Here is a 19,703-nt window from a genome sequence, read left to right on the forward strand (position 1 = left end):
GCGTGTCGCGGCAACAACCTCATGATCAACGAGGCGAGCAGGGGTGGGAGCGCGGTGGGGTGGGGTGGGGTGGGTGGGTCAGGGCGGGGTGGGTGGGTGGGTCAGGGTGGGGGAGGGGAGCAGCGGCGGAGTTCGCGCTTGGCGAGGCTGGCGCGGTGCACCTCGTCCGGGCCGTCGGCCAGGCGCAGGGTGCGGGCCTGGGCCCAGAGGGCGGCCAGCGGGGTGTCCTGACTGACGCCGGCGGCGCCGTACGCCTGAATGGCCTTGTCGATCACCCACTCGGCCATCGCCGGCGTGGCGATCTTGATGGCCTGGATCTCGGTGTGCGCGCCCTTGTTTCCCACGGTGTCCATCAGCCAGGCGGTCTTGAGCACCAGCAGGCGGGCCTGCTCGATGCGCACCCGCGACTCGGCGATCCACTCGCGCACGACGCCCTGCTCGGCGAGGGGCCGGCCGAACGCGACCCGCTCGGTGACCCGCCGGCAGAGCAGCTCGAGGGCCCGCTCCGCCATGCCGACCAGCCGCATGCAGTGGTGGATCCGGCCGGGGCCGAGCCGGGCCTGGGCGATCGCGAAGCCGGAGCCCTCCGCCCCGACCAGGTTCTCCGCCGGCACCCGGACGTCGGTGAAGTCGATCTCGGCGTGCCCGCCGTGCGGGGCGTCGCTGTAGCCGAACACCGTCATGCCCCGGCGCACCGTCACGCCGGGGGTGTCCCGCGGCACCAGGATCATGCTCTGCTGGCGGTGCCGGTCGGCCCCCGGGTCGGTCTTGCCCATCACAATGAAGATCTCGCAGGCCGGGTCCATCGCCCCCGACGACCACCACTTGCGCCCGTTGACCACGTAGTGGTCGCCGTCCCGGGTGATCCGGGTGGCGATGTTGGTCGCGTCCGAGGAGGCGACCTCCGGCTCGGTCATGCAGAACGCCGAACGGATCTCGCCCTCCAGCAGGGGCCGCAGCCAGCGCTCCTGCTGCTCCGGCGAGCCGAACTCGGCGAGCAGCTCCATGTTGCCCGTGTCCGGCGCGGCGCAGTTGACCGCCTCCGGCGCGAGGTGCGGGCTGCGCCCGGTCAGCTCGGCCAGCGGGGCGTACTGGAGGTTGGTCAGCCCGGCGCCGTGGCGCGGGTCGGGGAGGAAGAGGTTCCACAGGCCGCGCCTGCGCGCCTCGGCCTTCAGCTCCGCCAGCACCGGCGGCCGCGCCCACGGGTCACCGGCGGCGGCGACCTGCGCGGCGTGCACCGGCTCGGCGGGACAGACGTGCTGCTCCAGGAACTCGGTCAGCTCGGCCCGCAGCGCTTCCGTGCGGGCGTCGTACGCGAAGTCCATCACCGCTCCCCGGCGGCGGTCAGCCCGTGCTCGACCAGCGGTGCCACCATGTCGCCGATCCGGTCGAAGCCCTCGCCGAGGGTCTGCCCGAGCGTGTGCCGGTAGTGGATGCCCTCGCAGATCACCGCGAGCTTGAAGCAGCCGAGCGCGACGTGCCAGTGCAGCGGCCCGACGTCGACGTCGCCGCGCCCGGCGTACCGCTCGATCAGCTCCGACCCGGTGGGGAAGCCGGCGCGCGGGCCGAGCCCGTCGGCGACCGGGTTGCCGGCGGCCGAGTCGCTGCCGCCGAGCACGTCCCAGTAGGTCAACAGCAGCCCGAGGTCGGCCAGCGGGTCGCCGAGGGTGGCCATCTCCCAGTCGAGCACCGCCCGGACGGCCACCGGGTCGACCGTGGCGAGGAGGTTGTCCAGCCGGTAGTCGCCGTGCACGATCCGGCCCGCGTCGGCGCCCTCCGGCGCGGTGGCGGCGAGCCGGTCGCGCAGCTCCTCGATGCCGGGCAGCGGCCGGCTGCGGGAGCGGTCGAGCTGGCGGGACCAGCGGCGGACCTGACGGGCGAGGTAGCCCTGCGGCCGGCCGAAGTCGCCCAGCCCCACCGACGCCGGCTCGACGGCGTGCAGGGCGGCGAGGGTGTCCATCATCCCCATCGCCAGCTCCCGCCGCTGGCCGGCGGTGAGCGGGTCCGTCTGGGCGCGGGTGCGGAACACCTCGCCGCGCACCCGCTCCATCAGGTAGAAGGGCGCGCCGATCACCTCGGGGTCCTCGCACAGCAGCAGCGCCCGCGGCACCGGCACGTCGGTCGGCGCCAGCGCGGAGATCACCCGGTGCTCCCGGGCCATGTCGTGGGCGGTGGCCAGCACGTGCCCGAGCGGCGGGCGGCGCAGCACGACCTCCTGCCCGCCGGCGTGCAGCAGGTAGGTCAGGTTGGACTTGCCGCCGGCGATCAGCCGGGCCCGCAGCGGCCCGCCGGCCAGCTCGGGCCGGTGCCGCGCCAGGTAGCCGGCGAGCCGGTCCAGATCCAACCCCCGGGGCGAGGCGGCGGGGGCAGGACCGCTCCCCGGCCCGTACGCGTCGACGGCCGGCTCGGACATCCGACTAGTTGATGGCAGCTCCGTCAGGTTGTCAAGGTCGGATTTGACCCTCGGGACATGCCGCTGCAACAGGGGCGAAACGGCCACGGGTCAGGCTGGTGCCCAGCCTGCCGGCCAGTGGCGCCGGCCGCCGAGCGGAGGGTTCAGACATGTTGCTGCGAGTTCGGGTCACCCTGCCGGACCGTCCGGGCACCCTCGGCCAGGTCGCGCGCACCATGGGCGTGTCCGGCGCGGACATCGTCCAGGTGGTCGTCCTTGAGCGGCTCGGCGGTCGGGCGGTGGACGACTTCACCGTGGTCTGGCCGGGCGCGGCGCGGGTGGAGCGGCTGCTGGCCGGCCTGGCCGCGATCCCCGGGGTCCGGGTGGACGGGGTGTGGCGGGCGATCGGCGCGCCCACCACCACCGGGCAGGACGCCGAACTGCTGGCCCAGGTCGCGGCGAACCCCGCCGAGGGCGTGGCCACCCTGGTCGACGCCGTGCCCGGGCTGCTCGCCGCCGACTGGGCCGTGGCCGCGGTGGTGCCCATTGACTGGGCCGCGCGGACCGGCACCACGGGGGAGGCGACCGTCGGCTACGCGAGCTGGCGCGCACCCGTACCGGCGCGGCTGCCCGAGGTGACCCCGCTGCGCGCCCGGGCGATGACCTCGCCCGACGGTGAACACTTCGCGGTCGCGCCGTTCGGCCGGGCCGGCCTGGTGCTGGTGGTGGCCCGCGAGCGCACCGGGACGCCGGCCGCGGCGGCGTTCCACGCCACCGAGGTGGACCGGCTGGCGCAGCTCGTCCGGGCCGGCGCGGTGATCCTCGGCGACCGGCTCGACCTGGTCGGGGCTCCGCCGGCGGTGGCGAACCCCTGAGCCCGGCCCGCCCGGCGGTCACTGTGGCGCAGGTCGCGCCGCCGGCGGTCACTGTGGCGCAGGTCGCGGCGGCCGATCCGGGCCGTCACCCCGGGGCAACCGGCCCGCAACAGCCAGCGGCGAGGGTCGTACGGGGAAGGGAGGCAACCATGACGTTGTGGCGGATCCGGGCGACCGTGGACGACCGGCCGGGCTACCTGTCGGTGCTCACGGCCAGCCTGGCGTTGCGCGGGGTCAACATCCTCGCCGTGCAGGTGCACACCACCGAGCGGGGCGCGGTCGACGACTTCCTGGTCGACGCGCCGGACGCGCTCGACGAGGCCGACCTCGTCGCCGCCGTGGAGCGGGGGCGGGGCCGGGACTGCTGGGTCGCGCGCAGCGAGGCGCGCGGGCTGGCCGACCAGCCCACCCGGGTGCTCGGCCTGGCCAACCGCCTCGTGCGGGACCCGGACGCGGCCGGGGATGCGCTGCGCACCCTGCTCGGCGCGGACACGGTCACCTGGCGGCCCGCGCCGGCCGGCGCCGGTGCCGGGATCACCGGCAGCACCATGCTGCTGGCCGACCCGGGCGGCGGCGCGTTCACCCTGCGCCGCGTCGCCCCGGACTTCACCCCGGCCGAGTACGCCCGGGCGCAGGCCCTGCTGGAGTTGTCGGCCACGGCCGCACGCCGGGCCGCCGAGCAGGTCACCCTGGTCCTGCCCGACGGGACCGAGGCGGCCGTACGCCCGGCGGGTGCCGACGACCTGGCGGGCGTGGTCGAGCTGCACGAGGCGTGCTCGGCGCGCAGCCGGCACCGCCGCTACCTGGGCGGCGCGGCGGCGCCCTCGGCGGCCCGGCTTCGCCGGCTGCTGGAGCCGGCCCGGGGCCTGACCCTGCTCGCCACGGCCAACGGCGACGCCGGGCCGACGGAGACGGTGCTGGCGATGGCGAACCTGCTCGCCGAGGGCGACGAGGCGGAGGTGGCGCTGCTGGTCCGGGACGACTGGCAGCGGCGGGGGCTCGGTTCGGCCCTGCTCCGCCGGCTGGTCCGGCACGCCGATCAGGCCGGGTACGCGGCCCTGGTGCTGCACGTCCACGCTGAGAACGCCCCGATGCTGCGCGCCCTGCGGCGACTCGGCCGGCCGGCGTCGACCGAGCGCGACGGCGCCCTGGTGACCGTGACCGTCCCGCTCGCCGCCGGCGCCCGCGGTGAAAGGAAGGGGCCCTTGTTAACGCCTCCGGTATAGGAAGGGCCCCTTCCTTGCACCTCAGGTCGTCGGGTAGCTGCTGTAGTCGGGGAAGTTGCCGTAGAGGCGACCGTCGCCACCCTGGGTGACCGCCTGCACCAGCAGGTCGCCGCCCACGAAGGCGCCCTTCCAGGACGCGCCCCGGCCGCCGAACGGCTCCTCCCGGTCGCCCCGGGAACGCGGCTTGTTGATGCCCACCTTGAACGCCTGGAGGTCGACCGCCAGCTTCCCGGCCAGCTCCTCGTCGTCGCAGGCCAGCGAGGCGACCAGCGCGCCGTTGGAGGCGTTCATCGCGGCCAGCAGCTCGTCGGTGGTGTCCACCACCACGATGGTGTCGACCGGGCCGAACGGCTCGGCGTGCATCAGCCGGGACCGGCCGGGCGGGGCCAGCAGCACCGACGGCGCCACGTACGCGGAGGTGTCCTGCCCGTCCAGGAACGGCGCGCCGGCCAGCTTGCCCCGGTGCAGCGGCACCGCGCCGCCGCGTACCGCCTCGTCGACCTTGCGGCGCAGCTCGTCGGCCTTGGCGGCGCTGATCAGCGGGCCGAAGTCCAGCTCGGGCAGCGGGTCCCCGGCCCGCCAGTTCTCGTCCACCGCGAGCGGGTGTCCGAACCGGACCGAGCGCACCACCGGAAGGTACATGTCGAGGAACTCGTCGACGAGGTCCCGCTGGACCACGAAGCGCGGGTACGCGGTGCAGCGCTGCTTGCCGTACTCGAAGCCCTTCTTGAGGTGCCCGGCGAGCAGGTCCCACTGCGAGAAGTCCCAGATGCCCCAGGCGTTGAGGCCCTCCTGCTCGATGAAGTGCCGCTTGTCGGAGTCGAGCAGCGCGGCGGCCACCTTGCCGCCGTTGGAGCGGCCGCCGACGAACGCCACCGCGCCGACCTCCGGGGCCCGGACGAGCACCTCGGAGAGTTCCTCGCCGCCGCCGGAGACCAGCGTGGCGGGCAGCCCGGCCCGGCGCATCAGCGCGTGCGCGACGGTGAGGCAGACCGCGCCGCCCTGCGACGGGGTCTTGGCGATCACCGCGTTGCCGGCGAGCAGTTGCACCAGCTCGGCGTGCACGAGCACGCTCATCGGGTAGTTCCACGACGCGATGTTGCTGACCGGTCCGGGCAACGGCTCCCGGCCGTCGGCGAGCATCCGGTCGATCTCGCCGACGTACCAGCGGACGCCGTCCAGCGCCCGGTCCACGTCGGCGCAGGCCAGCCGCCACGGCTTGCCGATCTCCCAGACCAGCAGCAGGGCGAGCAGGTCGCGGTGGGCGGTGAGGGCGTCCAGCGCGTCGGTGACCCGGGCCTTGCGCTCGGCGAGCGGGGTGTCGGCCCAGGCGCGGTGCGCGGCGGCGGCGTGCGCGACCGCGGCGCGGGCGGTCTCCGCGTCGAGGCGGGGCAGGTTGACCAGCACGGTGTTGTCGACCGGGGTGCGGACCGGGCTGGGCGTGCCCACCGCGTGCCAGTCGCCGCGCACGAGGTTGTGCAGCGTGGTGACGCCGTCGACCGGGGCGCCGAACGCCTCCGGCGCGGCGGCCACCGCGCGGGCGAGGGTGTCGGACCAGGCGGTGCCGTCGGCAAGTCGTAGAGCCATCGCGATCTCCTCAGGGTGTGGCCGGGGGAGCGGCGGCGTCGATGGCACCGCTGGTGTCGCGTACTGTCGCGCGCCGGAAAGCGGCGCGGCAACCGTACGTTCGTATGCCGGAACGCCCGGCCCGCGCCCGGCCGGCCGCGGCGCGACCTCCCGTCCGTCGACCATGGCTCTGAGCTGGTCGTACGCGGGCAGGGCATCCATAAACTTAGATGATGTGATGAACGTCCGGGTGGCGTCGACCGGCCCGCCCGTCAGTGCGCTCAAGCGGCTCCGGCGGATCGACGCGCCGGCCGCCAGGTCGGGAAATGGCGCCGGCCGAGGGGCCGCCGATTGGCGCCGCCGACGGGCGGAACGGCGGCCGGCCGGCCCGGGACGAGACCGGAGCAGCCCCACGGGTGGCGGCGGGTGCGACGGCTGGGGGTGGAAACGGCGACCGGCCGCCGGACGAGGTGTCCGGCGGCCGGTCGGGTGCTGGGTCGGATCAGCTGGTGAAGGTGACGTTGTCGCGCCGGCGGCGCAGCATCAGCAGCGCGCCACCGCCGATCAGGGCGAGGCCGCCCAGCGCGATGCTGGTCGTCGCCACGCCGGTCAGCGGCAGGCCGCCCTCGTTCTCGTCGTCGTTGCCGCCACCGCTGCCGCCCGTGCTCTCCGACGGCGTGACGGAGCCCGACGGGGAGACCGACTCCGACGGCGAGACGGACCCGCTCGGGGCGGTGGACTCCGACGGGGACACCGACGTCGAGGGCGACACCGAGGTGGACGGCGACGGTGAGGTCGACGCCGACGGGCTGGGGGTCGGCGACTGCGTCGAGGTGGTTCCGGCGCAGGTGTGGCTCAGCTTGAAGCTGTCGGCCACCCCCGTGATCGTGGCGCTGCCGGTAAGCAGCGTCCATCCAGCCGGGGTGAACACGTAGGCGTGCTTGACCTGGCCGTTGTCGCCGTTGGCCGAGAGGAAGTCGGGGTAGGCGTCGGTGGGGTCCTGAATCTTCACCGTCACCGTGGCGCCGGCCAGGTTCTTGAAGGTGAGGGTCAGGTTCTCGAAGTCACCCGCGGTCTTTCTGCCACCGTCGAGGACGAAATGCCAGCCGTCGTGATCGGCCGGCCGGTCCTTGAACTTGGGGTCGTCGCACTCCTCCTGAAACTTTGCCGTCTTGCCCTCATGGGGCTTGTGCAGAGGGATGGTGCTGGACGCCCAGGCGGGGGCGGCGAGCGCGAGAAGGGCCGTGGCGGCGGCTGTGGAAACGGCAGCGCGCGCCACGCGCCGACGGTGTGCCATGAGGTTCCTCCGGAGTTGATCGAGGGGACAGCACATGATCGCACAATGCGTGACGGTCGTGGACATCGGTCGATCGGCCTGAGCAGCGGCGACGTGGCAAGATAGAGCGGCTCGGCGTCGGAATTTCTCGCACTTCGCAGGCGTGTCGACGTAACGCGATCGGCCCCGCCGACGCTCGCTCCCGGCGCCCGCGCTGGGACCGGTCCCTCCTGGCCGCCCGTCACGGCACCCAAACCGCCCCAGGCCCCAGCCCGCCAGGGCTCTCACACGACACCCACACCGCCCCGGACCCGAGCCCGCCGGGCTCTCACACGACACCACACCGCCCCGGGCCCCAGCCCGCCGGCCTCTCTCACGCCACCCCTTCGCCCCCTGACGCTCGCCGGTCACGCGGATCTTGGACGGTACCCGTTCGCGGAGTGCGGGAACTGTCCAAGATTTACTTTGCGGGTCGCCAGCCGGCGGCGATGAGGGCACGGCGGACGGAGTCGGCGACCTCGTCGGGGCGGGCGCGGACCAGCCACGCCGGGAAGCGGAGGATGCGGTCCCCGGAGGTCCAGACGTCGTTCTGGCGCTTCATGTCGGCCGCCCAGTGCCGGACGTCCATGTGGTGCGCCCCGTCGATCTCCACGTGCAGCCCCCACTCCCGCCAGTAGGCGTCGAGCCACCGGGTGCGCCCGGAGGCGTCGGCGCGCCGCTGCTGAAGACCGGGCGCGGGCAGGCCGTGGCGGCGGCAGAGCCGGACGAAGTCGAGCTCCGAGAGCGCCTCCGCGCCGCCGGAGATGTCGGCCACGGTCTGCCGGATCAGCGCCCGCCGACGGGCTCGGGGCAGCGCCTCCACCACGGCCGACAACTCGTCCGGCGTGACCCGTCGCTGCTGACAGCCCGCCGCCAGCGTCGCCTGCGCCTGATCGACCGTACGGGCCCAGCCGGCCACGTCCACCAGTGCCCGGGCGGTGCAGGTCCGCGGCGGACGGGCGCGCTGGAGATGCGCCGCCGGCAGCACCGACGTGCGGTGCACGACGACCGCCGGCATGTCCATCGGCAGCCGGCCCAACACCGTGCGGCCCGCCCGCCGGTGCGCCGGCACGAGCACGTGCAGCGGCTCGGGCCGCAGTCCGCGTACGCCCGCCTCGGCGGCAGCCGTCGCGCCGGCCAGCACGGCCCCGGGACCCGTGGCGAGCACGGCCACCCACAACTGCTGGTCCCGGGTCAGCCGGCCGTTGCCGGTGAGCAGGACGCCCCGGCAGATCGAGCGCCAGCGCCCGGAGCGGACGTGTCCGCGTACGGTGCCCTCGGTCAGCAGCCGGGTCGCCTGGGCGGTGGTGACGACGCCGGCCTGGTCGAACGCCAGCCAGTCGAGCGCGTCGGCTTCGTCGGAGGGAAGGATGGGCCACATCCGTCCCACCATCGCCGCCCGCCCGGCCCCGCGCCGCCGGATCCCCGACCGCCCGGCCCGCGGATCTTGGACAGCTTCCGTTTCCCGCGGACGGTAACTGTCCAGGATTCGGGGCATCCCCTCCACGTGGAGCTGCTGACGGTGGGGCACGGGGCGGCGGACCGGGCGCGGCTGGGCGAGCTGCTCGCCGGCGCCGGGATCGCCCTCGTCGTGGACGTGCGGCGGTTCCCCGCGAGCCGCACCAACCCCGACGTCCGCCGCGAGGAGCTGGCACGCTGGCTGCCGGTGGCCGGGATCGACTACCGCTGGGAGCAGCGCCTCGGCGGGCGGCGGCACACCCGGGCCGGCGCCGCCGAGCCGGACAGCTGGTGGACCGTCGCCGCCTTCCGGGCGTACGCGGCGTACACCCGTACCGTCGACTTCCGGGCGGCGCTGGACGCGGTGCTCGCCGACGCGGCGGCCCGGACCACGGCGGTGATGTGCAGCGAGAGCGTCTGGTGGCGCTGCCACCGGCGGCTGGTCGCCGACGTGGCCGCGCTGGGGCGCGGCGTGCCGGTGGTCCACCTGATGCCCGACGGACGGCTCACCCCGCACCGGCCCGCCGTCGGCGCCCGCCGGCTCGACGGCGGCGACCTCGTCTGGGACGGCTGAAAGAATCTCCCACCGGACCCACCCGTCGGGGCGTCGCCGCGCGTGGTCCCGGTCGGGAGGTGGGGCGTGGACCCTGAGGAGTCGTTCCGCGCGTACGTGTCGGGGCGCATCGCGGCGCTGTCCCGCGCGGCGTGGCTGCTGACCGGCGACCGCCACCAGGCCGAGGACCTCGTCCAGCTCACGCTGGTGCGGGTCGCCCGGCACTGGGAGCGGATCAGCGCGGCCGGCGACCCCGACCCGTACGTGCGGCGCACCATGTACAGCCAGCACGTGTCGCTGTGGCGGCGCCGGTGGCGGGGCGTGGAGCTGCGGGCCGAGCCGCCGGAGCGGGCCCTGCCGGACGGCAGCGCCGACGTCGCCCGCGCCCTGGTGGTGCGGGCCGCGCTGGCCCGGCTGGCGCCCCGGCAGCGGGCCGTGCTGGTGCTGCGCTTCTACGAGGACCTCACCGAGGTGGAGACGGCCCAGACGCTCGGCTGCTCGGTCTCCACCGTCAAGAGCCAGACCCGGGACGCGCTGGCGCGGCTGCGTACGCACGCTCCCGAACTGGCCGAGCTGGCCGGCGCGACGGCGGGGGAGGCGTGATGGGCGAGGAGCTGCGGAACGTGCTGCGGGATCTGGGCGAGCGGATGCCACCGGTCCGGCTGGGCGACGACCCGTGGACGGCGGGACGGCGGCTGCGGCGGCGGGCGCGGCGGCGGGCCGCCGTGGCGTCGCTGGTGGTGGTGCTGGCCTGCGCCCTCGGCGTGCCGGTGACGCTCGGCGCCGTCGAGCAGCGGTCGATGACGGGCGCCGTGCCCGCCGCCGTGCCGCACCGGATCGGGCTGCCGTACATGTGGCAGGCGACCGTCGAACAGGATCCGCCCGGCCGGGCGTCGCTGCTGTTCAGCGGCGGCGACCACCTCGGCCTGCGTGGCGTCGACCCGATCGACCACGAGGGCAAGGTGGCGGTGCTCGGCATGGGTGGGAAGTACCGCATGATGCTCTACGGCGAGGCCGAGCGCAGCGCCGGGATCGACGTGCTGCTCTCTCCGGACAGCCGGTACGTCGCGGACGGTTCCGCCGACGGGTGGGTCCACGTCACCGACCTCACCACCGGCGACCGGCGGTCCTTCGCCGGCGGGGCGGAAAGCACCTGCTGCACCACGCCGGTCGCCTGGGCCCCGGGCGGCGACGCCCTGCTCGTGCTGCACCACCACGACGGCGACCCGGACGGCGACGGGGTACGCCCCAGCCGGCTGCTCCTGCTGGACCTGGCCACCGGCGCCAGCCGCCGGGTAGGGGGCGACCTCGGCGACCGGTGGGGCCTGCGTACCGGGTCGCTGGCCGCGTTCTCCCCGGACGGCACCCGGATCGCCGTCGACGCCGGCGGCGAGCTGACCATGCTGGACCGCGCCGGCACGGTCGCCTGGTCCCGCGAGCTGGGGCCGGACGAACGGCTCGCCGGGGTCGGCGCGTTCACCCCCGACGGCTCGGCGGTCGCCGTCTTCCGTCTCGACGGCTGCCGGAGCGGGTGCGACGCCGACCAGCGGGCCGCCCGCACGTGGCGGACCGGCTACGTCGACGCGGCGACCGGCGGGGACGGCAGCGGCCCCGCCCTGCCCCCGGCCCAGGGGCAGGCCCTGCGGGCGCTGGGCTGGAGCAACGGCCGAGCCCTGGTCGCGCTCAGGTACGCCCCGGAGCCCGGCATGACCATGGGGGAGAGCAACGAGTGGGACGACACCGCCTACCGGGAGACCGGCCACGTCCAGCTGGTGTCGCTGCGCCCCGACGGGCGGGTCCAGGTGCTGCTCGACCCGCCCGACGGCGTGCGGGCGATGGACGTGGCGCGCCACCTGATGGAGGCCGGACGGTTCGGCGCCTCGCCCCCCGACCCGCGTCCGTTCCCGGCCCGGCCGCTCGTCCTGCTGCCGGCCGTGCCGGTGCTGCTGATGGTCGGCGGGGTCGCCGGGGCGGTGCTGTGGTGGCGCCGGCGCCGGCGCCGGGCGGTCAGTCGGTGAGCTCGTCGGCGAGCAGGTCCATCAGCAGCCCGTCGTGCCAGCGGCCGTCCTCGCCGCGCTCGTAGCGGCGCAGCACGCCCACCGGACGGAAGCCGACCTTGGCGTAGCTGCGCACGGCCGGGGTGTTCGCCGCCGCCGGGTCGATGGTGAACCGGTGGTGCCCGTGCGCCTCGACCAGGTGCCGGACCAGGGTGCGGATCGCGTCCGGCCCGAGCCCCCGGCCGTGCACCGACGGGTCGAGGAAGACGTCCACGCTGGCGTGCCGGTAGTCCGGGTCGTCCTCGGCGTACCACTGGATGGCCCCGACCACCCGGCCGTCGTGCTCGATCGCGTACACCGACAGGTCGTCGTCGGCCAGGTCGGTCCGCACGGCCGCGGCGAGGTCGTCGCCGCCGCGCCACCAGCGCCGGACCTGCGGGGTGGCGCGGATCGCGGCGAGCGCCGGCACGTCGGCCGCGGTGGCCGGACGCAGCGTGACCGCCCTGCCCCGCAGCATCCCCCTCAGCCCCGGATCTCGCCGTGCTCGACGCAGACCGCCGCCCAGCCGACCGGCAGCACCTGCACCTTCATCCGGCGGCGGCAGCGCGCGCAGTACCGCGGCGGCTCCAGCTCGCGCGCCGCCCGGCAGGCCGCGTGGGCACCGGCGCCGGCCGGCTCGCCGCACCGGTCGCACCACGGGTCGGCGGCCACCCCGCCGCCCGCCGCCGGCACCGCGCCGCCCGCCGTCACCGGGGCGCTCACCGCGTCGCTCGTCGTCACCGGGCGCTCACAGCGTCGCGGAGAGCGCCTTGACCGGCATCTTCAGGTCGTCGAGCAGCTCGAGATCCGCGGTCGCCGGCCGGCCCAGGGTGGTCAGGTAGTTGCCGACGATCACCGCGTTGATGCCGCCCAGCAGGCCGTCGCGCGTGCCCAGGTCACCGAGGGTGATCTCGCGGCCGCCCGCGTACCGCAGAATGGTGCGCGGCATCGCGAGCCGGAAGGCGGCGATGGCGCGCAGGGCGTCCTTGCCCTCCACCACCGGCCGGTCGCCGAGCGGGGTGCCGGGCCGGGGGTTGAGGAAGTTCAGCGGGACCTCGTGCGGGTCCAGCTCGGCGAGCTGCGCGGCGAACTCGGCCCGCTGCTCCACCGTCTCGCCGAGGCCGAGGATGCCGCCGCAGCAGACCTCCATGCCGGACTCGCGGACCATCCGCAGCGTCTCCCAGCGCTCCTCCCACGAGTGCGTGGTGACCACGTTCGGGAAGTAGGAGCGGCAGGTCTCCAGGTTGTGGTTGTAGCGGTGCACGCCCATGTCGACCAGCTCGTCGACCTGCTCCTGGCTGAGCATGCCCAGGGACGCGGCCACCTGGATGTCGACCTCGGCCTTGATCGCGGCGACGCCCTCACGCATCTGCTTCATCAGTCGGGCGTCCGGGCCGCGCACGGCGGCCACGATGCAGAACTCCGTCGCCCCGGTCGCGGCCGTCTGCCTGGCCGCCTCGACCAGCGACGGAATGTCCAGCCAGACCGAGCGCACCGGCGAGGTGAACAGGCCGGACTGCGAGCAGAAGTGGCAGTCCTCCGGGCAGCCGCCGGTCTTCAGCGAGACGATCCCCTCGACCTCCACCTCGGGGCCGCACCAGCGCATCCGCACCTCGTGGGCGAGCTGGAGCGCGGCGGGCAGGTGTTCGTCGGGCAGGTTCAGCACGGCGAGGACGCCGGCCTCGTCGAGACCGACGCCGTTCTCCAGCACCTGGGTTCGGGCCTGGTCGAGGATCTCTGGCATGGCTCGTACCCTACAAGGCCGCCCGGCCGGGAAGAACGGCCAGCGTGTCGGGCCGGCGGCGCCGGGGTGGACGCGCCGGGCCAGGTCCGGCGGGTGGTAATTTCGCCCGGCGGAAGCAGCCGACGACGAGCGGCACGGGCGGCGTGGGGGTGACGGTGGCGGACTGGCTGGCGGCGCTCGACCGCCGCGCCGAGCTGCGCGCGAAGGCGGGGCTGACCCGCACGCTGTTGCCCCGGGCCGGCGGCGACGCCGTGGTCGACCTGGCCGGCAACGACTACCTCGGCCTGGCCACCCACCCCGAGGTCACCGCCGCGGCGGCGCGGGCGCTGTCCGCGTACGGGCTGGGGGCCACCGGGTCGCGGCTGGTGCGTGGCTCCACCGACGCCCACCACGCGCTCGAGGACGCCCTCGCCGACTGGCTCGGCACCGACCGGGCGCTGGTCTTCTCGTCCGGCTACCTGGCCAACCTCGGGGCGGTCCGGGCGCTCGTGCGGCCGCGTACGCTCCTGGTCTCCGATGCCCACAACCACGCGTCGCTGATCGACGGCTGCCGGATCTCCGGCGCGGAGACCGTGGTGACGCCGCACGCCGACGTGGCGGCGGTGGCCGCCGCGCTCGCCGCCGCGCCGGGCCGGCCGGCGGTGGTCGTCACCGAGTCGGTCTTCTCCGTCGACGGCGACCTCGCCCCGCTGGCCCGGCTGCACGCCGTCGCCCGGGAGCACGGCGCGATACTGCTCGTCGACGACGCGCACGCCCTCGGGGTGACCGGCCCGGCGGGCGCCGGGGGCGTCGCCGCCGCCGGTCTCGCCGGCCAGCCCGACGTGGTGGTCACCGCGACCCTGTCCAAGGCGCTGGGCGGCGCGGGCGGCGTGGTCGCCGGGCCGGCCGCGCTCGTCCGGCACGTGGTCGAGACCGGGCGGACGTTCATCTTCGACACCGCGTTGCCCCCGGCGGTCGCCGCCGGCGTCCACACCGCCGTCGGGCTGGCCCGCGCCGGCGACGGCCTGCGCGCGGAGTTGGCCGAGCGGGCCGCCCTCGCGGTGCGCCGGCTGACGGCCGCCGGCCTGGCCGTCTCCGACCCCGACGGCGCGGTCGTCTCGGTCACCGCACCGGGGCCCGAGGCGGCGACCGCGTGGGCGGCCGACTGCCGCGACCGGGGGGTGGCCGTCGGCTGCTTCCGCCCCCCGTCCACCCCGGACAGCCGGTCCCGGCTGCGGCTCACCATCAACGCGGGGGTGCCCCGGCGGGACTTCGAGCGGGCCCTGGAGGTCATCGTGGAGTGTGCACCGTGAGCGCGAGGAGTGAGCCGATTCTGCGAGCCCCGCAGTCGCGAACTGAGGTGGCACCGTGAGCGCGAGGAGTGAGCCGATTCTGCGAGCCCCGCAGTCGCGAACTGAGGTGGCACCGTGAGCGCGAGGAGTGAGCCGGTTCTGCGAGCCCCGCAGTCGCGAACTGAGGTGGCACAGTGACCAAGCCGTGGCGGGGGCCGGTGTTGGTGACCGGCACCGACACCGAGGTCGGCAAGACCGTGGTGACCGCCGCGATCGCGGCCGCTGCGCAGGCCGCCGGCCTGCGCGTCGCGGTGGTCAAGCCCGGCCAGACGGGTACGGCCACCGGCGAGCCCGGCGACGTCGACTCCGTCACCCGGCTGGCCGCCCCGCTGACCGGCCGCACCCTGGCCAGCTTCCCGGACCCGCTCGCGCCGCTGGCCGCGGCCCGGGTCGCCGAGCTGGAGCCGCTGGAGCTCTACACCGCCGTCGACGCGGTCCGCGAGGAGGCCGAGAAGCACGACCTGGTGCTGGTGGAGGGCGCCGGCGGGCTGCTCGTACCGATGGGGCTGCGTCCGTCGGGTGAGCCCTGGACGGTGGCCGACCTGGCGGTCTCGCTGGGGTGTCCGGCCGTGGTGGTGGCCCGGGCCGGGCTGGGCACCCTGAACCACACGGCGCTCACCCTTGAGGCACTGGAACGCCGGGCGGTGCCGGCCGGCGTGGTGATCGGCGCGTGGCCGGCCGGCCCGGAGCTGGTGCACTGGGCCAACCTCACCGACCTGGTGCCGCACCTGCTGGGCGCCCTGCCGGCGGGTGCCGGCGCGATGGACCCGGGTGTGTTCCGGCGGTCCGCGCCCGGCTGGCTCACCCCGGCGCTCTACGGGGTGCTCGACGACTGGCGTGCCTGGGCCGAGGAGATCAGCTGAGCATCTGACTTTCGTCGGTGCCCGCCCGGGGCGGGCGTGGGTAGCCTGGCCGCGGTGGAGAGCTGGTGGGCCGCGCTCGCGGGCGGCGGACGGGTGGCCCGGGCGGGCGTCCGGCGGTGGACCGGTGACCTGTTCCTGTGGCTGGTGACCGCCGCCCCGATCGGGTACGCGGGCGTCACGCCGCCGCACTCCGGGCGGGCCGTCGCCCTGACGGTCGGCGCGCTGCTGCTGCTCTCGGGGGCGGTCGCGGTGAGCCGGCGGTGGCCGGTGGCCGCCTTGGTGGCGGCGGTGCTCGGCTCGTTGCTGGACGGCAACTTCCTCTTCGCGATCCCGGTGTTCAGCTACCTGGCCGGCCGGCGCAGCGCCACCGCCGTGCCGGCTGCTCTCGCCTTCGCCGCCATCGCGGCCGGCGGCACCGCCCTCAACCTGGGGCTGCTCGGCACCGGCGCGGCCACCTGGTTCCTGCTTGCCTCGGTGCTGCTCTTCGCCGGGGTGTTTCCGTGGCTCGTGGGGCGGTACCGGCGCCAGCAGGCCGCCCTGGCCGACGCCGGCCGGTGGCACGCCGAGGCCCGGGACCGCGAGCAGCGGGGTGCCGCGGAGCGGATCCGACTGCGGGAACGGGCCCGCATCGCGCAGGAGATGCACGACTCGCTCGGGCACGACCTGAGCCTGATCGCTCTGCGCGCGGCCACCCTGGAGGTCACCGACGACCTCGCCCCGGCGCACCGGGCCGCCGCCGGCGAACTGCGGGCCAGCGTCGCGGCCGCCACCGAGCGGCTGCACGGGATCATCGGGGTGCTCCGGGACGAGGGCGGAACGGCCACCACCCGGCCGGCCGACGAGACCGTCGCGGACCTGGTCGACGGGGCCCGGGAGGCCGGCATGGCGGTCGACGTGGACCCGCCGGGCGGGCTGCCGGACCTGCCGGCGGCCACCGCGCGCACCCTGCACCGGGTGGTCCGGGAGGCGCTCACCAACGCTGCCCGGTACGCGCCCGGCGCGGCGGTCACCGTCGCCCTGGCCGGCGACGGCGACCGGGTCGAGGTGTCGGTCGTCAACGCGCCGCCGCCGGCCGGGCCGCTGCCGGGGCCGCCGTCCAGCGGTTCCGGCCTGCTCGCCCTCGCCGAGCGGGTCCGCCTCGCCGGCGGCGCCCTGACGGCCGGTCCCCGTGGCGGTGGCGGCTTCGCCGTCCGCGCCCGGCTGCCGCTGGGCGGCCTTCCCGGCGCCGACGCCGTCCTCCCGCCCGGCGACGCCCCAGGCCCCGGCGGCGGCCCAGGCTCCGCCGGCGGCCCTCGGCCGGCCGAGGCCGAGCGGCGGCTGCGCGCCGCCCGCCGGCGGGTCCGGCGTAGCCTGCTCACGGCGCTCGGCGCCCCGGTGGGCCTCGCCCTCGTCCTGTCGCTGGTCTACTACCCGGTGGCCACCGCCGGTACGGTGCTTCACGCGGAGGCCTTCGCCCGGATGCCCCTCGGCGCGGAGCGCGCCGCGCTGACCGGGCTGCCCCGGCGCCAGCTCGACCCGCCCACCGAACCGGCGCGGCCCGGCTGCGAGTACTACACCGACGGGAACTTCCCCCTGGCCGAGCCGACCTGGCGGCTCTGCTTCGCCGACGGCCGGCTGGTCAGCAAGGAGCGGATCGAAGGATGAACGCCGACACGGGCGGCCCGGTGCGGGTCGTGCTCGCCGACGACGAGGCGATGATCCGGGCCGGTGTCCGGGCCATCCTGGCCACCGACCCCGGGATCGAGGTGATCGGCGAGGCCGCCGACGGCCGGGCCGCGGTGGACCTCGTCCGGGCGCACCGGCCCCGGGTGGCGCTGCTGGACATCCGGATGCCGAGGCTGGACGGGCTCAGCGCGGCCGCCGAGATCCGCCGCCTCGTGCCGGAGACCGCGACGGTCATGCTGACCACCTTCGGCGAGGACGACCACGTGGCCCGGGCGCTCGGGCACGGGGCCAGCGGGTTCCTGCTCAAGGCCGGCGACCCGCGCGAGCTGATCGCCGGGGTGCACGCCGTCGCCGACGGCGGCGCGTACCTGTCGCCGCGGGTGGCCCGTCGGGTGATCGAGCTGGGCGGGGACCGGGTGGCCCGCCGGCCGGTGGCGCGGGACCGGCTCGCCGGGCTGACCGAGCGGGAGCGGGAGGTGCTCGCGCTGGTCGGGGCGGGACTGTCCAACGCCGAGATCGCCCGCCGGCTGTACCTGGTCGAGGGGACCGTGAAGAGCTACCTGACCAGCATCTTCACCCGGCTGGAGGTGCGCAACCGGGTGCAGGCGGCGATCCTCGCGTACGAGGCGGGGCTGGTCGAGCCCAGCGGCTGACCCGCCCCGGGCCGCACGCGCCCAGGGCGGCGCCACCGGGCGCGGCACCCCACCGGGGCGCTCAGACTGCCCGCCCTCGGCCGAAAAGCGACCCGCGCCGCCGCGCCGGGGCATCGGGGCGTCGGCGGCTCAGCGGCGTTGGACGACGAAGGCGTCGGGCATCCGGAACGTGAGGTTGTCGGGGCACCACGGCTCGCGGACGACGGTGACCCCGTCCAGCAGCGGGGCCGTCTCGCCGACCACCACCGCCGCCTCCATCCGGGCGAGCTGGTCGCCGACGCAGCGGTGCGCGCCCGCCCCGAAGGCCAGGTGCCGGCGGGATCCGCGCTGCCCGGGCCGGAACTCGTCGGGCGCCTCCACGGCGGCCGGGTCCCGGCCGGCGCGGGCCAGCCACAGCACGATGCTGGTGCCCGCCGGCACCGCCGTCGCGCCCAGCGTGGCGTCCACGGCGGCCACCCGTCGCCAGGTGACGATCGGCGGCTCCAGCCGGAGTCCCTCCTCGACCACGTCGGCGACCGCGACGGTGCCGCCCCGCAGGCCGGCCAGCACGGCCGGCTCGCCGGCCAGCCGGTGCAGCAGCAGGGTGAGGAACTGCGACGTGGTCTCCTGGCCGGCGACGAGCAGGAAGAACAGCGCGCCGACCACCACGTCGGGCGGGTGCCCGGCGGCCCGCAGCGACCCCGCCAGCCCGCCCCCGGTCTCGGCGAACTCCCGCAGCACTCGGTGGAACCGGCCCACCTCGGCCGCGAGCGCCGCCTGGCGGTCGGCGTCCAGCGGCGCCCAGAACAGTTCCAGCGCCGCGCGGGCGAACTCCTTCACGGCCCCGACCGGCGCGTCGGGCAGCTCGACCAGCCGGGCCAGCACCAGCAGCGGCAGGTCGGCGGCGAGTTCGGCGTAGAGGTCGACCGGCGCGCCCGCGTCCAGGGCGGCGCCGATCGCGGTGAGGCGCTCCCGGACCAGTCCGGTCAGCCAGGGCCGCTGCGCGGCGACCCGGGTCGGGTGCAGGGCCTCGGCGACGATCGCCCGGATCTGCGGGTGGCTGGCGCCGCCGTTGTTCGCCAGGGTCGGCGGCAGCCGGAACCGGTGCCCGGCCAGCACCCGCAGGGCGGCCACCGGGATCGGGGTCACCGCGTCCAGCGCGTTGTCCGGCCGGTACGTGACCGGGTCGGTCAGCACCTCCCGGACCAGCGCGTGCCGGGTCACCACCAGGTGTTCGACACCCACGTGGTCGGCCACCCGGGCCACGTCCGGCCAGCGCGCGTCGGTGGTCTGCGCCCAGCTCCGGAACAGCACGTCGACACGCTATCGGGCGGCTCCCGGCAGCCCGGCCCGCAACTGCCACACCGTGGTGCGCTTCACCCGTACGCTCTCCAGCGTCTCGGGCACCGGCACGTCGTAGGCGGCCAGCTCGTCGAAGCGGTCGCGGGGCAGGAACGCCCGGCCCGGATCGCCGACCAGCACGTCCGCCCCGGCGCGGGCGGCCCGGAGCAGGAAACGCAGCACCCGGTTGGCCATCGCCTCGCTGTAGAACACGTCCCCGGCGAACACCACCTCGGCCCCGCCGGCGTCGCCGTCGAGGATGTCGCCGAGCTCCGCGTCGACGCGTACCCCGTTGGCCTCGGCGTTGACCGCCACGGCCGCGACGGCCAGCTCGTCGATCTCCACGGCGCGGACGGCGGCGGCGCCGGCCCGCGCGGCGGCGATGGCGACCAGGCCGGAGCCGGCGGCGAGGTCGAGTACCCGGCGGCCGGCGACCAGCTCGGGATGGTCGCTGACGTACCTGGCCAGCGCCTGCCCGCCGGCCCAGGCGAAGGCCCAGAACGGCGGCGGCTGCGCGCTACGGAACTCGCCTTCGGTCAGCTCCCACAGCCCGATGGCGTCGTCCGCCTGGTGCAGCCGCACCTCGGGGACGAAGGCGACCGGGGCGAGGCGGGCGTGCAGCCGGACGAAGGCGGTGGAAAGGTCGGACACGCCGTCGATTGTCCCCCGCCGTCCGCCGGCCGGCGCCACCGGCCGTCGGGGCCGG

General features: G+C 76.1%; 19 protein-coding genes. 9 read left to right on the forward strand and 10 right to left on the reverse strand.

What is annotated here, in order from left to right; all coding sequences use genetic code 11:
• Window positions 1–101: 101 nt before the first annotated feature.
• Together ACGF5C_RS02075 and ACGF5C_RS02080 are read right to left on the reverse strand one after the other, a co-directional pair.
• Entirely contained in the window at window positions 102–1,325 is a 1,224-nt protein-coding gene (locus ACGF5C_RS02075; RefSeq protein WP_393295858.1) for an acyl-CoA dehydrogenase family protein, read from the reverse strand.
• The gene (locus ACGF5C_RS02080) at window positions 1,325–2,413 is read right to left on the reverse strand and encodes a phosphotransferase family protein (protein WP_393295860.1); all 1,089 of its coding nucleotides are present in this window, start codon (window positions 2,411–2,413) and stop codon (window positions 1,325–1,327) included. The genes ACGF5C_RS02075 and ACGF5C_RS02080 overlap by 1 nt, the downstream gene beginning before the upstream one ends.
• Before the next feature lie 149 nt (window positions 2,414–2,562).
• Here ACGF5C_RS02080 and ACGF5C_RS02085 point away from each other — a divergent pair, with 149 nt between their 5' ends.
• A complete protein-coding gene (locus ACGF5C_RS02085) occupies window positions 2,563–3,267 on the forward strand; it encodes an amino acid-binding protein (RefSeq protein ID WP_393295862.1) in 705 nt (234 codons plus the stop codon).
• A gap of 149 nt (window positions 3,268–3,416) precedes the next feature.
• Window positions 3,417–4,493, forward strand: coding sequence for a GNAT family N-acetyltransferase (locus tag ACGF5C_RS02090; protein ID WP_393295864.1), 1,077 nt, complete (start codon window positions 3,417–3,419; stop codon window positions 4,491–4,493).
• A gap of 21 nt (window positions 4,494–4,514) precedes the next feature.
• Here ACGF5C_RS02090 and ACGF5C_RS02095 read toward each other — a convergent pair whose 3' ends face one another.
• From ACGF5C_RS02095 to ACGF5C_RS02105, 3 genes are all read right to left on the reverse strand, one after another.
• Window positions 4,515–6,080 (reverse strand): aldehyde dehydrogenase family protein, encoded by a 1,566-nt coding sequence (locus tag ACGF5C_RS02095; protein ID WP_393295866.1) that lies wholly within the window; start codon window positions 6,078–6,080, stop codon window positions 4,515–4,517.
• A 481-nt stretch (window positions 6,081–6,561) separates the two neighbouring features.
• A complete protein-coding gene (locus ACGF5C_RS02100; RefSeq protein WP_393295868.1) occupies window positions 6,562–7,338 on the reverse strand; it encodes an LPXTG cell wall anchor domain-containing protein in 777 nt (258 codons plus the stop codon).
• Between the two features lie 457 nt (window positions 7,339–7,795).
• Window positions 7,796–8,755, reverse strand: coding sequence for a hypothetical protein (locus ACGF5C_RS02105; protein ID WP_393295870.1), 960 nt, complete (start codon window positions 8,753–8,755; stop codon window positions 7,796–7,798).
• Between the two features lie 126 nt (window positions 8,756–8,881).
• Here ACGF5C_RS02105 and ACGF5C_RS02110 point away from each other — a divergent pair, with 126 nt between their 5' ends.
• From ACGF5C_RS02110 to ACGF5C_RS02120, 3 genes are all read left to right on the forward strand, one after another.
• Window positions 8,882–9,406 (forward strand): DUF488 family protein, encoded by a 525-nt coding sequence (locus ACGF5C_RS02110; protein WP_393295872.1) that lies wholly within the window; start codon window positions 8,882–8,884, stop codon window positions 9,404–9,406.
• Between the two features lie 66 nt (window positions 9,407–9,472).
• Window positions 9,473–9,988: a SigE family RNA polymerase sigma factor gene (locus ACGF5C_RS02115; RefSeq protein WP_393295874.1), complete on the forward strand. Its 516-nt coding sequence runs from the start codon at window positions 9,473–9,475 to the stop codon at window positions 9,986–9,988.
• Window positions 9,988–11,403: a WD40 repeat domain-containing protein gene (locus ACGF5C_RS02120; protein ID WP_393295876.1), complete on the forward strand. Its 1,416-nt coding sequence runs from the start codon at window positions 9,988–9,990 to the stop codon at window positions 11,401–11,403. Before ACGF5C_RS02115 ends, ACGF5C_RS02120 begins: the two co-directional genes overlap by 1 nt.
• Here ACGF5C_RS02120 and ACGF5C_RS02125 read toward each other — a convergent pair.
• The 3 genes from ACGF5C_RS02125 to bioB are packed head-to-tail and all read right to left on the reverse strand — an operon-like array spanning window position 11,393 to window position 13,165.
• Window positions 11,393–11,899 carry a GNAT family N-acetyltransferase gene (locus ACGF5C_RS02125; protein ID WP_393295878.1) on the reverse strand — a complete coding sequence of 169 codons (507 nt, stop codon included), beginning with the start codon at window positions 11,897–11,899 and terminating at the stop codon, window positions 11,393–11,395. The two genes, ACGF5C_RS02120 and ACGF5C_RS02125, sit on opposite strands and share 11 nt — an antisense overlap.
• Before the next feature lie 5 nt (window positions 11,900–11,904).
• Window positions 11,905–12,144, reverse strand: coding sequence for a hypothetical protein (locus ACGF5C_RS02130; RefSeq protein ID WP_393295948.1), 240 nt, complete (start codon window positions 12,142–12,144; stop codon window positions 11,905–11,907).
• A gap of 25 nt (window positions 12,145–12,169) precedes the next feature.
• Window positions 12,170–13,165: a biotin synthase BioB gene (bioB, locus tag ACGF5C_RS02135; RefSeq protein ID WP_350711677.1), complete on the reverse strand. Its 996-nt coding sequence runs from the start codon at window positions 13,163–13,165 to the stop codon at window positions 12,170–12,172.
• Between the two features lie 155 nt (window positions 13,166–13,320).
• Here bioB and ACGF5C_RS02140 point away from each other — a divergent pair, with 155 nt between their 5' ends.
• The 4 genes from ACGF5C_RS02140 to ACGF5C_RS02155 all read left to right on the forward strand — a co-directional run bounded on the left by ACGF5C_RS02140 (window position 13,321) and on the right by ACGF5C_RS02155 (window position 17,677).
• Window positions 13,321–14,457 (forward strand): 8-amino-7-oxononanoate synthase, encoded by a 1,137-nt coding sequence (locus tag ACGF5C_RS02140; protein ID WP_393295880.1) that lies wholly within the window; start codon window positions 13,321–13,323, stop codon window positions 14,455–14,457.
• A gap of 197 nt (window positions 14,458–14,654) precedes the next feature.
• The gene (gene bioD, locus ACGF5C_RS02145) at window positions 14,655–15,359 is read left to right on the forward strand and encodes a dethiobiotin synthase (RefSeq protein WP_393295950.1); all 705 of its coding nucleotides are present in this window, start codon (window positions 14,655–14,657) and stop codon (window positions 15,357–15,359) included.
• A gap of 54 nt (window positions 15,360–15,413) precedes the next feature.
• Window positions 15,414–17,003, forward strand: a complete 1,590-nt coding sequence (locus tag ACGF5C_RS02150; protein ID WP_393295882.1) for a sensor histidine kinase — start codon at window positions 15,414–15,416, stop codon at window positions 17,001–17,003.
• Window positions 17,000–17,677, forward strand: coding sequence for a response regulator transcription factor (locus tag ACGF5C_RS02155; protein ID WP_350711683.1), 678 nt, complete (start codon window positions 17,000–17,002; stop codon window positions 17,675–17,677). The genes ACGF5C_RS02150 and ACGF5C_RS02155 overlap by 4 nt, the downstream gene beginning before the upstream one ends.
• A gap of 129 nt (window positions 17,678–17,806) precedes the next feature.
• On the opposite strand, the gene ACGF5C_RS02160 is transcribed toward ACGF5C_RS02155, so the two are convergent.
• Window positions 17,807–18,970, reverse strand: coding sequence for a cytochrome P450 (locus ACGF5C_RS02160; RefSeq protein ID WP_393295884.1), 1,164 nt, complete (start codon window positions 18,968–18,970; stop codon window positions 17,807–17,809).
• A 9-nt stretch (window positions 18,971–18,979) separates the two neighbouring features.
• Window positions 18,980–19,648 (reverse strand): 50S ribosomal protein L11 methyltransferase, encoded by a 669-nt coding sequence (locus tag ACGF5C_RS02165; RefSeq protein WP_350684270.1) that lies wholly within the window; start codon window positions 19,646–19,648, stop codon window positions 18,980–18,982.
• Between the last annotated feature and the right edge of the window lie 55 nt (window positions 19,649–19,703).

The organism is Micromonospora sp. NPDC047620 (genome assembly GCF_043205005.1).
Classification (GTDB): Bacteria; Actinomycetota; Actinomycetes; order Mycobacteriales; family Micromonosporaceae; genus Micromonospora.

Coding starts and splice junctions, on each gene's coding strand:
- ACGF5C_RS02075 (WP_393295858.1), bottom strand. CDS start 1,325: ATGGACTTCGCGTACGACGCCCGCACGGAAGCGCTGCGGGCCGAGCTG.
- ACGF5C_RS02080 (WP_393295860.1), bottom strand. CDS start 2,413: ATGTCCGAGCCGGCCGTCGACGCGTACGGGCCGGGGAGCGGTCCTGCC.
- ACGF5C_RS02085 (WP_393295862.1), top strand. CDS start 2,563: ATGTTGCTGCGAGTTCGGGTCACCCTGCCGGACCGTCCGGGCACCCTC.
- ACGF5C_RS02090 (WP_393295864.1), top strand. CDS start 3,417: ATGACGTTGTGGCGGATCCGGGCGACCGTGGACGACCGGCCGGGCTAC.
- ACGF5C_RS02095 (WP_393295866.1), bottom strand. CDS start 6,080: ATGGCTCTACGACTTGCCGACGGCACCGCCTGGTCCGACACCCTCGCC.
- ACGF5C_RS02105 (WP_393295870.1), bottom strand. CDS start 8,755: ATGTGGCCCATCCTTCCCTCCGACGAAGCCGACGCGCTCGACTGGCTG.
- ACGF5C_RS02120 (WP_393295876.1), top strand. CDS start 9,988: ATGGGCGAGGAGCTGCGGAACGTGCTGCGGGATCTGGGCGAGCGGATG.
- ACGF5C_RS02125 (WP_393295878.1), bottom strand. CDS start 11,899: ATGCTGCGGGGCAGGGCGGTCACGCTGCGTCCGGCCACCGCGGCCGAC.
- bioB (WP_350711677.1), bottom strand. CDS start 13,165: ATGCCAGAGATCCTCGACCAGGCCCGAACCCAGGTGCTGGAGAACGGC.
- ACGF5C_RS02155 (WP_350711683.1), top strand. CDS start 17,000: ATGAACGCCGACACGGGCGGCCCGGTGCGGGTCGTGCTCGCCGACGAC.